Genomic DNA, 15454 nt, shown 5'->3' with positions numbered 1-15454 from the left:
TTCACTCGGAATGAAGGAGAGGACGATGGCGGACGCCGATCTCGAACGCAAGTCGTGGGACCAGCCGGAAGGCGCAAGCTTCAACGACTGGATGGAAGGGCGCGTCGCGCGCTATGCGACGCGGCGCTACGACTGGGACGCGCTGAAGTTCCAGGCCGATTACGACCCGAAGTACCGCCGTGCGCAGATGCGCTATGTCGGCACGGGCGGCACGGGCGTCGCGAAAGACGTCAACACGGTGCCGGCCGGCAACTTCACGTTCTCGACGATGGTCATCCCGGCCGGCAACATCGGGCCGAGCCACATCCATATCGACGTCGAGGAAATCTTCTTCGTGCTGCGCGGCAAGATGAAGGTGATCTGCGAGCGCGACGGCGAGACGTGGGAAGCGATCCTCGGCGAGCGCGACCTGATCTCGGTGCCGCCGGGCGTGTATCGCACGGAAATCAACATCGGCGAGGAAGATGCGCTGATGTGCGTGATGCTCGGTTCGTCGAAGCCGATCACGCCGACGTATCCGCCCGATTCGCCGCTCGCGAAGATCAAGCGTTGAGACGGAGCGGGTGAAGCAATGAGTGTCATCGACAAACGTGAACGCGACCGCACCGCGGCGTTCGCCGCGCTGCTCGGGCAGTTTCCCGAGCAGCGTTGCGCGGCCGGCGCGGCGGGCACGATCGGTTATCGCGAGGCCGGCGCGCAGCATGCGGGCCGCGCGCTGCCCGTCGTGCTGCTGCACGGGATCGGCTCGGGCGCCGCGTCGTGGGTCCGTCAGCTCGACACGCTGGGCGCGTCGCGGCGCGTGCTCGCGTGGGATGCGCCCGGATACGGCGTGTCGACGCCCGTGCACGGCGCGTCGCCGGCCGCCGCCGATTACGCGGCAGCGCTGAACGCGTGGCTCGAGGCACTCGGCATCGAACGCTGCGTCCTGGTCGGCCATTCGCTCGGCGCGATCATCGCGGGCGGCCTCGCCCGCGTGACGCCCGCGCGGATCGCCGGCCTGCTGCTGGTGTCGCCCGCGGGCGGCTACGGCAGCGCACCGGCCGAGACCCGCGAAGCGCGCCGCGACGCGCGGCTCGCGATGCTCGCGGAACTCGGCCCGGCCGGGCTCGCCGAGCAGCGCAGCGGCAACATGCTGTCCGGTTTCGCGAACGAGGAGGCGAAGGCATGGGTGCGCTGGAACATGGCGCGCATCGTGCCGGCCGGCTATGCGCAGGCCACGCATCTGCTCGCGAACGCCGATCTCGCGGCCGATCTCGCCGGCTTCCGGGGCCGCACGGCCGTGGCCGTCGGCGCGAACGACGCGATCACGCCGCCCGCCGCGTGCGAGCGGATCGCCGCGGCCGCGCACGTCGGGCTGCAGGTGATTCCGCAGGCAGGGCACGCCGGCTATGTGGAAGCGCCGGCCGCGTATTCCGCGCTGATCGACTCGTTCTGCCGGCAGTGCGATACGCAGTGGGGGCTGGCATGAAGTCCCCCCACGCTCACCTTGGTTCGCGGGAGGCATAAATGAGCGAACCGCTGCAACAAAACGAATCCGAAAACGCGAAGGCCGAAGCCAGCTACGTGGTGCCGGGCCTCGAACGCGGGTTGCGGATTCTCGCCGAATTCTCGCCGCGCGAGCCCGTGCTCGGCGCGCCTGAACTGTCGAAGCGGCTCGGCATTCCGCGCACGACGGTGTTCCGTCTGCTGCAGACGCTCGAATCGCTCGGCTTTCTCGAACGCGCGGACAAGGATCGCAACTACAAGCTCGGCATCGCCGTGCTTCGGCTCGGCTTCGAATACCTGAGCTCGCTGGAGCTGACCGATCTCGGCCTGCCGGTGATCGAAAGCCTGCGCGATGCGACCGGCTTCACGACGCACATCGTGATCCGCGACGGCCGCGACGTGGTGTTCGTCGCGAAGGCGCAGAGCCAGTCGCCGGTGTTCAGTTCGATCCGCGTGAACGTCGGCACCCGGCTGCCCGCGCATGCAACGACGCACGGCCACGTGCTGATGGGCGACCTGTCGCTGAAGGAACTGCATGCGCTGTATCCGGAAGGCGTGCTGAACCGGATGACGAGCGCGACGCCGGAAACGGTCGACGCGCTGTACGAAGTGATCCGCGAGGATGCGCTGCGCGGCTACGGCGTCAGCAATTCGTCGTTCGAGCGCGGGATCTCGGTCGTCACGGCGCCGGTGCGCAACGAGACGCAGAAGATCGTCGCTTGCATCACGGTGACGGTGCCGCGTCCGGAGATCGACGCGGCGCTGATCGCGGACGGGCTGATCGACAAGGTGCAGCGCGCGGCGGCGGAACTGTCGCGGCGGCTGAATTACCGCTCGGATGACGAGCACACGTTTCTCAAAGCTTTAGGACTCCGATGATCCAGATCGATCTGAGCGGGCAAGTGGCGGTGGTGACGGGCGGTTCGTCCGGCATCGGACTCGCGACAGCCGAACGGTTTCTGCAGGCAGGCGCGTCGGTCGCGATCTGCGGCCGCGACGACGAACGCCTTGCACGCGCCGAGGCGATGCTGCGCGGCAAGTATGCGGATGCACGACTGCTGGCCACGCGCTGCAACGTGCTCGACGAAGCCGACGTGACCGCGTTCGCGCAAGCGGTATCTGCGCGTTTCGGCCGCGCCGACATGCTGGTCAACAACGCCGGCCAGGGCCGCGTCTCGACCTTTGCCGACACGACCGACGACGCCTGGCGCGAAGAACTCGAACTGAAGTACTTCAGCATCATCCGCCCGACGCGCGCATTCCTGCCGCTGCTGCGCGATGCGGCTGCGCCGACGATCACCTGCGTGAACTCGCTGCTCGCGCTGCAGCCGGAGCCGCACATGGTCGCGACGTCGTCGGCGCGTGCCGGCGTGCTGAGTCTCGTGAAGTCGCTCGCGACTGAACTGGCGCCGCAGCGCATCCGCGTGAACTCGATCCTGATCGGCATCGTCGAGTCGGGGCAGTGGCGCCGCCGCTATGACACGCAGGCGCAGCCCGGCGAAAGCTGGGAGGACTGGACGGGCGCGCTCGCCCGCAAGAAGAACATTCCGCTGAACCGCTTCGGCAAGCCTGACGAGGCGGCCTGGGCACTTTTTTATCTCGCAACGCATCTGTCGTCCTACACGACGGGCAGCCATATCGACGTTTCTGGAGGCTTTGCACGCCATGTCTAAAAAAACCACGGTTGGCGAGCTGATTGCCGCCTTTCTCGAGCAGTGCGGCGTGAAAACCGCATTCGGTGTCATCTCGATCCACAACATGCCGATCCTCGACGCGATCAATTCGCGCGGCAACATCCGGTATGTCGGTGCGCGCGGCGAAGCGGGTGCGCTGAACATGGCCGACGGGCTGGCCCGCGTGTCGGGCGGCCTCGGCGTCGCATTCACGAGCACGGGCACGGCGGCCGGCAACGCGGCCGGCGCGATGGTCGAGGCGCTGACGGCCGGCACCGCGCTGCTGCACGTGACCGGGCAGATCGAGACACCGTATCTCGACCAGGATCTCGCGTACATCCACGAAGCGCCCGACCAATTGTCGATGCTCGACTCGATCTCGAAGGCCGCGTTCCGCGTGCGCACCGTCGAAACCGTGCTGCCGACGATCCGCGAAGCCGTGCGCATCGCGCAGACCGCGCCGACGGGCCCCGTGTCGGTCGAGATTCCGATCGACATCCAGGCGGCCGAAATCGAATGGCCGGAAGACCTCGCGCCCGCCCACGTCGCGGTGCGCGAGCACGACACCGCCCGCGTCGCGAAGCTCGCCGACGCGCTCGCGGCCAAGCGCCGCCCGCTGCTGTGGCTCGGCGGCGGGGCACGCCATGCACGCGAGGAAGTCGAACGCCTCGTGAAGCTCGGCTTCGGCGTCGTGACGAGCGTGCAGGGCCGCGGCGTGCTGCCGGAAGATCATCCGGCGACGCTCGGCGCGTTCAACGTGCATGCGTCCGTCGAGGCGTTCTACAAGACCTGCGACGCGCTCGTCGTGGTCGGCTCGCGCCTGCGCGGCAACGAAACGCTGAAGTACAAGCTCGCGCTGCCGCAGCCGCTGTTCCGCGTCGATGCCGATGCGCTCGCCGACAACCGCGGCTATCGCAACGCGCTGTTCGTGCACGGCGATTCGAAGCGCGTGCTGGCCGAACTGGCCGACCGCCTCGAAGGCCGCCTGTCGGTCGATCCGCGGTTCGCGTCCGATCTCGCGGCGGCCCGCGAGGAAGCGGTGGCCGACGTGTCGAAGGGCCTCGGGCCGTACAAGAAGCTCGTCGACACGCTGCAGGGCGTGGTGGGCCGCGACTACAACTGGGTGCGCGACGTGACGATCTCGAACAGCACGTGGGGCAACCGCCTGCTGAAGATCTTCGAGCCGCGCTCGGGCGTGCATGCGCTCGGCGGCGGCATCGGCCAGGGTATCCAGATGGGCATCGGCGCGGCGCTCGCGGGCACGGCGGCGAAGACGGTCTGCCTCGTCGGCGACGGCGGCCTGATGGTCAACGTCGGCGAGCTCGTGACGGCCGTGCAGGAAAACGCGAACGTGATGATCGTGCTGATGAACGACCAGTGCTACGGCGTGATCCGCAACATCCAGGACGCGCACTACGGCGGCCGCCGTTGCTTCGTGCAGCTGCACCAGCCCGATTTCGCGCAGTTCTGCGCGAGCTTCGGCCTCACGCACTACCGGATCACGTCGCTCGACCAGGCCGAAGCGATCGTGCGCGAAGGGATGGCGAAGGAAGGGCCGGTGATGGTCGAGGTCGACATGCTGTCGGTCGGTTCGTTCGCGTCGAACTTCGCGGGGCCGCCGGTGAAGAAGGAAGCGCCGACGGAGCGCCAGTATGCATAACGGCCAGAAGCGCGCGCACGCGCCCGTCGACGTCGCGATGATCGGCTTCGGCGCGATCGGCGCGGCCGTGTACCACGCGGTCGAGCACGATGCGTCGCTGCGCGTCGCGCACGTGATCGTGCCGGCACACCAGCGCGCGGCGGTGCAGGGCGAGCTCGGCGACGCGGTGGAGGTCGTGTCGTCGGTCGACGCGCTGGCCCGCCGCCCCGAGTTCGCGCTCGAATGCGCGGGCCACAGCGCGCTCGTCGATCACGTCGTGCCGTTGCTGAAGGCCGGCACCGACTGCGCGGTCGCATCGATCGGCGCGCTGTCCGATCTCGCGCTGCTCGACGTGCTGTCGCAGGCCGCCGACGAAGGCGGCACGACGGTGACGCTGCTGTCGGGTGCGATCGGCGGCATCGACGCGCTGGCGTCCGCGAAGCAGGGCGGCCTCGACGAAGTGCTGTACGTCGGCCGCAAGCCGCCGCTCGGCTGGCTCGGCACGCCGGCCGAGGAATTGTGCGACCTGCGCGCGATGACCGGGGAAAAGGTGATCTTCGAAGGCACTGCACGCGACGCCGCGCGGCTGTATCCGAAGAACGCGAACGTCGCGGCGACGGTCGCGCTCGCGGGCCTCGGTCTCGACGCGACGCACGTGCGCCTGATCGCCGATCCGGCGGTGGCGCGCAACGTGCATCGCATCACCGCACGCGGCGCGTTCGGCGAGATGTCGCTGGAAATGAGCGGCAAGCCGCTGCCCGACAACCCGAAGACGTCCGCGCTGACGGCGTACAGCGCGATTCGCGCGCTGCGCAACCGCGCGGCCCGCTGCGTGATCTGACCGGACCATCGAGCGTCCGCCCGCGCCACGGCGAGGGCGGACGTGCAGAGACAGATTTGTGGGACTTGTGACATGACTCCTTTTGATACGCGCCTCGTACCCGACGGCAACATCCTGATCGGCGGCGAGTGGCGGCGCGGCCGTGGCGCGCCTTACACGAGCATCTATCCGGCCGACCAGTCGGTGAACATGGAAGTGTCGACGGCGAACGCGGAAGACGCGGCCGACGCCGTCGTGGCGGCCGACGCCGCATGGCGCCGCGCCGACTGGGCCGGGCTGAAGCCGCACCTGCGCGCGCAGGTGCTGTACCGCATCGCCGACCTGATCATGCAGCGCCACGAAGCGCTCGCGAACCTGCAGCGCCGCGACAACGGCAAGCCGATCGGCGAGACGCGCGTGCTGGTGGCCAGCGCCGCGAACACGTTCCGCTATTTCGCGGCCTGCCTCGAGACGCTCGACGAAGAACTGACGCCGTCGCGCGGCGACTACCTGACGATGAGCGTGTACGAGCCGATCGGCGTGATCGCCGCGATCACGCCGTGGAATTCGCCGATCGCGTCCGACGCGCAGAAACTCGCTCCCGCGCTGGCCGGCGGCAACGCGGTGGTGCTCAAGCCGGCCGAGGTCACGCCGCTCGTATCGCTCGCGCTGGCGCGCATCTGCGAGGAAGCCGGCGTGCCGAAGGGCGTGCTGAGCGTGCTGCCGGGCAAGGGCTCGGTGATCGGCGACGTGCTCGTGCGTCATCCGCTGGTGAAGAAGGTGTCGTTTACCGGCGGCACCGAAGTGGGCCGCGGCATCGCGCGCATCGCGGCCGAGAAGCTGATGCCGGTGTCGCTCGAACTCGGCGGCAAGTCGCCGACGATCGTGTGCGACGACGCCGATCTCGATCACGCGGTCAACGGCGTGCTGTATGGCATCTTCAGCTCGTCGGGCGAAGCCTGCATCGCCGGTTCGCGGCTGTTCGTGCAGCGCGCGGTGTACGACGCATTCATGCAGCGCCTGGTGGCGGGCGCCCGCAAGCTGCGCGTGGGCGACCCGACGCGGCCCGACACGCAGATGGGCCCGCTGATCACCGCGAAGCATCGCGAGTCGGTCGAACGCTACGTCGCGCTCGGGCTGGAAGAAGGCGGCCGCCTGCTGTGCGGCGGCGAGCGGCCGGCGGGCGACGGGCGCGAGAACGGCTTCTTCTATCAGCCGACGATTCTCGAAGGCTTGCCGAACAGCGCGCGCATTTGCCAGGAGGAAATCTTCGGGCCGGTGCTGGTCGCGATGCCGTTCGACGACGAAGCATCGCTGATCGCGCAGGCGAACGACAGCGTGTTCGGCCTCGCGGCCGGCATCTGGACGCGCGACTACAAGCGCGCATGGCGCATCGCGCGGGCACTCGAGACGGGCACCGTCTGGATCAACACGTACAAGCTGTTCTCGATCTCCACGCCGTTCTCGGGCTGGAAGGAGAGCGGGATGGGGCGCGAGAAGGGACGTCTCGGCATCCGCGAATACATGCAGCAGAAGAGCCTCTACTGGGGCTTGAACGACGCGCCGCTGCCGTGGGCGAACTGAGCGAAGGGGAATGACGCAATGAGCATCTTGGGAATCGAGCAGATCACGTACGGTGTCGACGACCTCGCCACCTGCCGGCGCTTTTTCGCCGACTGGGGGATGAAGGAAGTCGCGCACGACGACACGCGCGCCCGCTTCGAAACGCTGAACGGCTGCACCGTGCTGGCCGTCAAGGCCGACGATCCGGCGCTGCCGCTGGCGTTCGAGGCCGGTCCGACGCTGCGTGAAGTCACGTGGGGCGTCGCGACGCAGGCCGAACTCGACGCGCTGCGCACGAAGCTCGCCGGCCAGCCCGGCTATTACGCACAGGACGATGCGGTCGGCTGCATCGATCCGAACGGGATGGCGATTCGCGTCGAAGTCACGCGCAAGCGCGCACTCGACATCGCGGGCTCGCCGTCGAACGTGTGGGGCCAGACGCTGCGCGTCGACCAGCCGAGCCCGGTCTATGCGCGCGCGGAGCCGGTCGAGGTCGGGCACGTCGTGTTCTTCACGAACTGCCTCGACGCGCAGGAAAAGTTCTATCACGAACTGCTCGGCTTCGAGACGTCGGATCGTTACCCGGGCCGTGGAGCATTCATGCGCTGCGCGCCGCACGGCGGCCATCACGACCTGTTCCTGCTCGCGCTGCCGAACGGAAAACGCGGCCTGAACCACGTCGCGTTCACCGTGCGCGACATCCACGAAGTGTTCGGCGGCGGCATGCACATCGACCGCTGCGGCTGGGAAACGCAGCTCGGCCCGGGGCGTCATCCGGTGTCATCCGCGTACTTCTGGTACTTCCAGAACCCGGCCGGCGGCCTGATCGAGTATTACGCGGACGAAGACGTGCTGACGCCCGAATGGCAGCCGCGCGAATTCGAGCCGGGCCCGACCGTGTTCGCCGAATGGGCCGTCGACGGCGGCCTCGACGGCAATACGCGCCGGCAGAAGAACGCGAAGGCGCCGGAAGGCAAGTTCATGACGGAGCGCAAATCATGAGCGAAACGAACGCGCGGGAAGCGGCCGCGCCGGCCACGGTCGTCGTGATCGGCGGCGGCCAGGCCGCCGGCTGGGTGTTGAAGACGTTGCGCGCCGAAGGATACGCAGGCCGCCTCGTGATGATCGCCGACGAGCCGCATCTGCCGTACGAGCGCCCGCCGCTGTCGAAGGCCGTGCTGGCCGGTGACGCGGATATCGAAACCGTGCGCGTCGTGCGTCCCGACGAATTCGACGCGCTGAACGTCGAAGCATGGCAGCCGGAACGTGCGGCCTCCATCGACCGTGCACGCCGCGTGGTGAAAACCGAAAGCGGCCGCGAGATCGAATACGACCGGCTCGTGATCGCGACCGGCGGTACGTCGCGTCGCTTGCCCGATGCGCTCGTCAACACGCCGAACCTGCATTACCTGCGCACGCTCGACGAAGCGGCCGCACTCGGCGAAAAGCTGCGCGCGAGCCGGCGCGTGCTCGTGATCGGCGGTGGCTGGATCGGCCTCGAAGTCGCGGCGACCGCGCGCAAGCTCGGCGTCGAAGCCGTGGTCGTCGAAGGCGCGCCGCGCCTGTGTGGCCGCTCGGTGCCGCAGATCGTGTCCGACTTCCTGCTCGACCTGCATCGTTCGAACGGCGTCGACGTGCGGACGGGCGCCGCGCTCGCGTCGCTCGACCCGCGGCCGGACGACGCGTCGAAGGTGCGCGCGACGCTCGCCGACGGTACGACGATCGACGCCGATTTCGCGGTGGCCGGCATCGGCCTCGCGCTCAACGCATCGCTCGCGAGCGACGCGGGGCTCGCGGTCGACGACGGCATCGTCGTCGACGAATACGGCGCGACGAGCGACCCGGCGATCTTCGCGTGCGGCGACGTCGCGAACCATCACAACGGCTGGCTGAAGCGGCGCGTGCGGCTCGAATCGTGGGCCAACGCGCAGAACCAGGCGATCGCGGCGGCGAAGGCCGTGCTCGGCGTGCGCGCACCGTACGCGGAGATTCCGTGGTTCTGGTCCGATCAGTACGACGTGAACCTGCAGATCCTGGGCGATCTGCCGGCCGATGCGCAGCTCGTCGTGCGCGGCGATCTCGCCGCGCGTCGTGCGACGCTGTTTTTTGTCGGCGACGGACATGTGAGAGGTGTCATCGCCGTGAACAACGCGCGTGAGCTGAAACTCGCGCGCAAGTGGATGAACCAGGGCCGGGCAGTGGATACGGAAGCCCTGGCAGACACGACCCAAGCGCTTGCCTGACCGGCCCACCGGAAAGAGATCCAGGAGACACCCCGCATGAGCACTTTCGACAACGTCGTGGCCGGCAGGGCCACGATGGAAGCTGCCGCCTCCACGCCCGGCGCGATCATCGCGCGGCTCGAGCGGCTTCCGGCCAACTCGATGCAGATCCGCGCACGCGTGCTGATCGGCACCGCGACGTTCTTCGACGGCTTCGACGTGATCACGATCGCGGCGACGCTGCCGTTGCTGATTCACAAATGGGGGCTGTCGCCGACGCAGATCGGCATGCTGATCGCGTCCGGCGCGATCGGCCAGCTGATCGGCGCGTTCCTGTTTCCCGCGCTCGCGGAAAAGCACGGCCGCGTCAAGGCGATCGCGTGGAGCTCGGCCGTGATCGGCATCACGAGTATCGCGTGCGGCTTCGCGCCGACCTTCGAGGTATTCGTGCTGCTGCGGATCCTGCAGGGGCTCGGGCTCGGCGGCGAGTTGCCGGTCGCCGCGACGTACATCAACGAGATCACGCGCGCACATGGCCGCGGCCGCTTCGTGCTGCTGTACGAGATCGTGTTCCCGATCGGCCTGCTCGTGTCGATGGCGCTCGGCGCGTGGCTCGTGCCGCGCTTCGGCTGGGAGATCATGTACTTCGTCGGCGGGCTGCCGCTGATCCTGTCGCTCGTGCTCACGCACCTCGTGCCGGAATCGCCGCGCTGGCTCGCGTCGCGCGGGCGGCTCGCGGAAGCCGGGCGTGCGGTCGGCGTGTTCGAAGGATCGGTGCGCGGCGAGCTGCCGCCCGTCACGCAGGTGGCCGCGTTCGACGAACTGGTGCGCCAGCATCCGAAGCGCAGGATGAGCGACCTGTTCAGCGCCGCGTATCGCAAGCGCACGCTCGCGGTGGCGACGTTGTGGGCGACCTGCGGGTTCATCCAGTACGGGCTGTCGACGTGGCTGCCGACGATCTACAAGAACTTCTATCACGCACCGCTGCAGCTCGCGCTGAATCTGGCGGTGATCGGCTCGGTGATGGGCGTGCTCGGGTCGCTCGCGTCCGCGCTGCTGGTCGACAAGCTCGGCCGCAAGCCGGTGATCGTGTGGTCGTTCGTGCTGTGCGCGCTGTCGCTGGCGCTCGCCGGCATCTATCACGCGTCGTCGGTGTACGTGGTCGCGATCTTCTGTTCGCTGTCGCTCGGGCTGATGGCGTCGGGCTTCATTACCGCGTACGTCTACACGCCGGAGCAGTATCCGACGAGCATCCGCGCGTCGGGCTGCGGGCTCGGCAGCGCGTGGCTGAAGATCGCGTCGTTCGTCGCGCCGATGGTCGTGCCGCACGCGATCATCGGCGGGAATCTCGCACCGGCGTTCTACCTGATCGGCGTCGTGCCGCTGATCGCGGCGCTGACCGTGCACTTCGTCGGGATCGAGACGAAGGGGAAGGTGCTGGAGGCGCTCGAGGCGTAAGCGCATTGCGCAGCGGTGGATGAGGTGAACCGGGAGGCCCGGGCGATGCTCCCGGGCCTCTTTGTTTCGGGGGCGCCTCGCGGGGGCGTGCAGGGTGCCGAGCGTACGCGCGATTGTTGGCGCGTGGCGCGCGTGTTCTAATTCACGGTTCCGATTTCGTCAGACGATTGCCATGCCCCTGTTCGAACCCGTCACGCTGCATACCGCTCGACTCGTGCTGCGCCCGCTTCGCGAAGCAGACGCGCCCGCTTTCTTCGAGATCTGGTCCGATCCGGAAGCGATGCGCTACTTCTCGTTCTCGCCGATGACGCAGATCGAGCAGGCCGAGGCGCGCGTCGCGCGCAACGTGCAGACGTCCGCGAGCGGGGAGAGCCTGGTCTGCGTGCTCGAACTGCGGGAAACCGGCGAAGCGCTCGGCGAATGCGTGCTGTTCCATGCGAACGAGCAGTGCCGGCGCGCCGAGATCGGCTTCAGCCTGCGGCGCGCGTTCTGGCGCGGCGGATACATGCGCGAAGCGGCGTCGGCGATGATCGATCATGCCTTCGGCACGCTGCGGCTGAACCGGATCGAGGCCGATATCGATCCGCGCAACGTCGCGTCGGCCGGGTTGCTTGAACGGCTCGGTTTCGTGCGGGAAGGGCTGCTGCGCGAACGCTGGATCGTCGGCGACGAAGTGTCGGACAGTGCGCTGTACGGGTTGCTGGCGAGCGATCGCGGCCGAGGCTGATGCGGCGGCCGGTTATTTCGCGGCAGGAACGATCGCGAACGCGTCCACTTCGACCAGTACCTCCGGGCGGAACAACGATGCCACGCCGACGAGCGCGCTTGCGGGCGGGCACGCGGTGTTGACCCAGCGGTCGCGCACGTCGCGAATCTGCGGCAACAGGCTCGAATCGAAATCGCGGACATAGATCGTCAGACGCGCGACGGATTCGAAGCCGACACCCGCGGTGCGAAGCGTATCGGCGATGTTCCTGAACACCTGATCGAGCTGCGTTGCATGATCGGCGCCGACAACCGCGCCCTCGGCATCGAACGGAACATGGCCGGACAAATACAGCGGTTGACCACCTTCGACGAGTATCGCTTGCGAAATGCCGGGAATCGTGGCGCCGGGGGGATTGATGGCACGCAGCATCGGAGCATCCTCTCAGGTTGATGCGGTTGTTCGGGGCGGCCCGGATCGGCCCGCCATCTTCGATTCAGGGGCGATCGGCAGCGGTATTCACAGCTTCGCGAGCCAGCCCTCGACCTTGTCTTTTCCGCGCAGCGTCGCAACCCATCGAGCGGGCAACGCCCGTTCGCCGTACACCACGCCGGCGAGGCTGCCGGCGATTGCCGCGGTCGTATCCGTGTCGTTGCCGAGCGCGATCGCGCGCTTCACGCAATCCTCGTAGCTGTCCGTCAACAGCAGGCAATGGATCGCCGACCAGAAGCTGTCGACCACATAGCCCGATCCTTGCGGTGCATCGAAGCGGCCGTCGAGCACGATCTTCAGTTCGATTTCATCGGCCGTGCCTTCGTGGCGCGCGAGCAGTTCGTCCTCGGCCGTGCGCACCGCGTCGGGAGCCGACTGGCCGTCGACGATGCCCAGCGCCGTCAGGCAATAGAGCGCGCAGCAAAGCTGCGAACGCACGTGGCCGTGCGTGACGACGCTCTGCTTGCGCGCGAGCCGGATCGCGTCGTCGCGCGACGCCGCGACCATCACGACGGGAAAGCAGCGCATCAGCGAGCCGTTGCCGTTGTCGCGCTCGTCGCCGGGCCCGGCTGCCGCGGGCGCGGCGCCGGCCGCCAGCGCGTGGAACGCACGCTGCGTCTGCAGGCCGACGTCGAATACGCGGCCGTCCGGCGTGAACGCGCCGCGATGAAACCAGTCCAGCAGGTTGCCGGCGAACGTGTCGAGATTCAGGTCGTGCTCGCGCAGCAGCGCGTCGAGCAGCGCGAGCGCCTGCGCACCGTCGTCGCTCCAGGTGCCGGGCGGCACGCCGTCGTGCGCGCGCGCGAAGCCCGGCGGCGGCGTCATGTCGATCGCGGCGGGAGGCGGAATCGACGCGGCGTCGTGGAATTCGTACGGCACGCCGAGCGCGTCGCCGATCAGCAGGCCAAGCAGGCCGCCGCGCAGGCGGGATCGTCGGTTCGGAATGGTTGTCATCGAAAGGAATTCGGGTTGGGGCGGCGGAAAACCATGCACAAGACCTTGAGCTGAACCCCGTCATTATGCAGTCGCCGCCAATTGGCGTACTTTCCAGACTGTTCGCCGGCCGCCTTCGCGTGGTGGCGGCCGCAGTCGTCGTAGAAACGACCCGCGACGATCACGTCAACGCTCGCCCGGCCGCCACGTCGACAGGCACTTCGCGCTCCAGTGCCTTGGCGGCGAGTTCCCCGACCCAGTCTGCATCGGCGGGACCGACGACGCCATATTGATCCGGCGGAAAAAAAGCATAGTGATGAGCCGCCGCAGCCAGGCGCTCACATTCGGCGTGAGACAGCAGGTAGGACGTCACGGTCAATGGCGCCGCTGGTCCACTCCATCTCAATCCGATGCGGATATGGGTGCGTGGCGCAAATGCTATTGCCAATTCTCGCCGCGGGATCAATCGTTTCGTCTCCGAGGGGAACGTTGGCGGCGCGCCCCGACCGTCTGCCGCAATTCGATGATCCAGCACCAGCCAATGACCAGCGGACGTTCGGGTCAGGATCCACTGCCTGACTCGGGTCATGCTGGATTTGAGCTTGCCGTCGATCCATTCCTCGACGTAGAGGGGTTCCGGATCGTAGTCGTCCGACCACACGACGATTGCCGAGCATAGCGTATGGCGCTCCAATTCGACATGCCCGTTGGACGGCATTTCACGCCAGTACCGCTGTCGGGTGCCGTACGTCGCGACGCACCAGTTCAGGCCGATCCACGCTGCGATGAAGAGCGCCGTGACCCATATGACGGTGACGGCTGTTTCGCCAACCGCACGATCCATATCGAAGGCCCGATCGACCGTTCCGCGGTATGCAAGCATACCCAGCAAATACGCGAGCATCGGGATCGCAGGCCCGACTGCGACCGGCATCATCAGAATGGCGAGCCAGCTTCGGACATGCACGCTCCCCACCGACTTGGCGCGCGCACGCTCCTCATCGCTCATCGCCGCGACTTCCCGCGCGGCGATGTCGTCGCTTGGGGTGTGGAACCGCTCATACGTATTCTGGCATTTTGGCATTCGACGGGGCGTTCGGTGAAAGAGGGCGATAAAGCAGGGATTGCCTCGAGGAACCGATTCTTGCATACGTTAGGGTCGGTTTTCATACGGACGCATGTGCGTTCGTACGGAAACGAACCGATGCGCTGCGGCTGGTGCGAAACCAGGCGGCAGGGGTCCGCATGCGCAGGAGGCGCAGAGCCGAACGGTAGCGGATGAAACGACGCCGGGAAGACACCGACGCGCGGGGAGTATCGCGAGCGGATGACTTGCCGGATTCACGCGGCGAACGTACGCTTGATCGATACCACGATCGACCCACAGGTTCTCGACCATGCAAGCCCGTCCATTGCGTCTTTCCCCCGGCGACGATCTGCGCGGCGCCATCGAAGCCGCGTTGCATCGCCACGACTCGCACGCGGCTTTCGTGATCCAGGGCATCGGCAGCCTGAGCGTCGCGCAGTTGCGCTTCGCCGGCGTCGACCAGCCGACCGCGCTGCGCGGCGACCTCGAAATCCTGACGCTGGCCGGCTCGGTGTCGCCGGACGGCGCGCATCTGCACATGTCGGTCTCGGATGCGGACGGCCGCGTGACCGGCGGCCATGTCGCGAGTGGTTGCGTGGTGCGCACGACGGCCGAGATCCTGCTCGCGCTGCTGCCCGCGCATCGCTTCTCGCGCGAGCCCGATGCGGGCACCGGCTTCAACGAACTGGTGATCCGTCGCGAGCCGGGCGGCGACGCCGCATGAGTATCGCGAAGCGGCGCTAGAATCGCCGGTCATCGAAGCACTTCCCGTTACCGCTCATTCCGCAAGACGCACTCCATGGACGACACCGAAATCGAACAGAAAATGTGGGACATCGTCCGGACCTGGCTCGAAGGCGCGACGCCCGAGCAGTGGCACCGGTTCGCCGCACGCTCCAATTACGACGGCAACGGCCGCGCGTTGCGCTGGCTGCTGGACAACCGCAACGTCGATCGCGCGACCGCGTTGCTGATCTACTGGAATCTCGGCGCCGCGTGGTTCGTGCAGTATGCGGACGAAAACGCCGCGTCGTATCAACGGGATACGTTCCGGTTGCTGCGCGAGATCGAGCAACGTTACGCGGAAGGCTATTACGCCGATCACGGAATCTGGTTCGATCCGCACGACTTCGATGGCGCGGGGCCGAACGATTATCCGGACGTACCGGTCGTGCGGCCCGTGCCGGCACTGATGCTGCAGCCGACCGACGGCCGCGAGTACGTCGATCTCGACGAAGCGGACGGCTATGACGAAGGCCTGCCGTTCGACGTGGTCGAGCGGCTGCACGCGCTGCTCGACTGACCGCGCGGGCGCGTCCGTTCGCCGACGCATAAAAAAAGCGCCGCGGCCATTCGGCCCGCGGCGCCTTTCGGTG

Annotated in this window: 16 protein-coding genes; 13 read left to right on the top strand and 3 right to left on the bottom strand. The window is 67.6% G+C overall.

Features of this window, described 5'->3' with window-relative positions:
• Nucleotides 1-25 precede the first annotated feature (25 nt).
• The 11 genes from KU887_RS21155 (at nt 26) to KU887_RS21105 (ending at nt 11587) form a co-directional block, all read left to right on the top strand.
• Complete coding sequence (locus KU887_RS21155; protein WP_006489904.1) at nt 26-553, top strand: cupin domain-containing protein; 528 nt, start codon at nt 26-28, stop codon at nt 551-553.
• An 18-nt stretch (nt 554-571) separates the two neighbouring features.
• Complete coding sequence (locus KU887_RS21150) at nt 572-1468, top strand: alpha/beta fold hydrolase (RefSeq protein WP_006496927.1); 897 nt, start codon at nt 572-574, stop codon at nt 1466-1468.
• A gap of 38 nt (nt 1469-1506) precedes the next feature.
• Nucleotides 1507-2364: an IclR family transcriptional regulator gene (locus tag KU887_RS21145; protein ID WP_006496928.1), complete on the top strand. Its 858-nt coding sequence runs from the start codon at nt 1507-1509 to the stop codon at nt 2362-2364.
• Entirely contained in the window at nt 2361-3158 is a 798-nt protein-coding gene (locus tag KU887_RS21140; protein WP_006496929.1) for an SDR family oxidoreductase, read from the top strand. The genes KU887_RS21145 and KU887_RS21140 overlap by 4 nt, the downstream gene beginning before the upstream one ends.
• Nucleotides 3151-4818: a thiamine pyrophosphate-binding protein gene (locus tag KU887_RS21135; RefSeq protein WP_006496930.1), complete on the top strand. Its 1668-nt coding sequence runs from the start codon at nt 3151-3153 to the stop codon at nt 4816-4818. The genes KU887_RS21140 and KU887_RS21135 overlap by 8 nt, the downstream gene beginning before the upstream one ends.
• Nucleotides 4811-5638: an aspartate dehydrogenase gene (locus KU887_RS21130; protein WP_034202181.1), complete on the top strand. Its 828-nt coding sequence runs from the start codon at nt 4811-4813 to the stop codon at nt 5636-5638. The genes KU887_RS21135 and KU887_RS21130 overlap by 8 nt, the downstream gene beginning before the upstream one ends.
• Before the next feature lie 72 nt (nt 5639-5710).
• On the top strand, nt 5711-7201 hold the full coding sequence (locus KU887_RS21125; RefSeq protein WP_006487205.1) for an aldehyde dehydrogenase: 1491 nt from the start codon (nt 5711-5713) through the stop codon (nt 7199-7201).
• Between the two features lie 18 nt (nt 7202-7219).
• Nucleotides 7220-8182 (top strand): VOC family protein, encoded by a 963-nt coding sequence (locus KU887_RS21120; RefSeq protein WP_258257841.1) that lies wholly within the window; start codon nt 7220-7222, stop codon nt 8180-8182.
• A complete protein-coding gene (locus KU887_RS21115) occupies nt 8179-9423 on the top strand; it encodes an NAD(P)/FAD-dependent oxidoreductase (protein ID WP_006487198.1) in 1245 nt (414 codons plus the stop codon). Before KU887_RS21120 ends, KU887_RS21115 begins: the two co-directional genes overlap by 4 nt.
• Before the next feature lie 36 nt (nt 9424-9459).
• Nucleotides 9460-10860 (top strand): MFS transporter, encoded by a 1401-nt coding sequence (locus tag KU887_RS21110; RefSeq protein WP_006487206.1) that lies wholly within the window; start codon nt 9460-9462, stop codon nt 10858-10860.
• Nucleotides 10861-11032: 172 nt separating this feature from the next.
• On the top strand, nt 11033-11587 hold the full coding sequence (locus KU887_RS21105) for a GNAT family N-acetyltransferase (protein ID WP_080322529.1): 555 nt from the start codon (nt 11033-11035) through the stop codon (nt 11585-11587).
• Between the two features lie 12 nt (nt 11588-11599).
• Here KU887_RS21105 and KU887_RS21100 read toward each other — a convergent pair whose 3' ends face one another.
• The 3 genes from KU887_RS21100 to KU887_RS21090 all read right to left on the bottom strand — a co-directional run bounded on the left by KU887_RS21100 (nt 11600) and on the right by KU887_RS21090 (nt 14075).
• A complete protein-coding gene (locus tag KU887_RS21100; protein ID WP_080322530.1) occupies nt 11600-11998 on the bottom strand; it encodes a RidA family protein in 399 nt (132 codons plus the stop codon).
• An 87-nt stretch (nt 11999-12085) separates the two neighbouring features.
• Complete coding sequence (locus KU887_RS21095; RefSeq protein ID WP_258257840.1) at nt 12086-13012, bottom strand: ADP-ribosylglycohydrolase family protein; 927 nt, start codon at nt 13010-13012, stop codon at nt 12086-12088.
• A gap of 160 nt (nt 13013-13172) precedes the next feature.
• A complete protein-coding gene (locus KU887_RS21090; protein WP_034178397.1) occupies nt 13173-14075 on the bottom strand; it encodes a hypothetical protein in 903 nt (300 codons plus the stop codon).
• 313 nt (nt 14076-14388) lie between these two features.
• Here KU887_RS21090 and KU887_RS21085 point away from each other — a divergent pair, with 313 nt between their 5' ends.
• Both KU887_RS21085 and KU887_RS21080 read left to right on the top strand, forming a co-directional pair.
• Nucleotides 14389-14802, top strand: coding sequence for a PPC domain-containing DNA-binding protein (locus KU887_RS21085; RefSeq protein WP_058903250.1), 414 nt, complete (start codon nt 14389-14391; stop codon nt 14800-14802).
• A gap of 75 nt (nt 14803-14877) precedes the next feature.
• Nucleotides 14878-15381, top strand: coding sequence for a DUF4274 domain-containing protein (locus tag KU887_RS21080; protein WP_006496938.1), 504 nt, complete (start codon nt 14878-14880; stop codon nt 15379-15381).
• Nucleotides 15382-15454: the final 73 nt, after the last annotated feature.

Source organism: Burkholderia sp. EMB26, from assembly GCF_024730645.1.
GTDB classification, from domain to species: domain Bacteria; phylum Pseudomonadota; class Gammaproteobacteria; order Burkholderiales; family Burkholderiaceae; genus Burkholderia; species Burkholderia cenocepacia.
The sequence above is the reverse complement of the archived record's forward strand: the minus strand, read 5'-3'. Positions and strand labels throughout refer to the sequence as shown.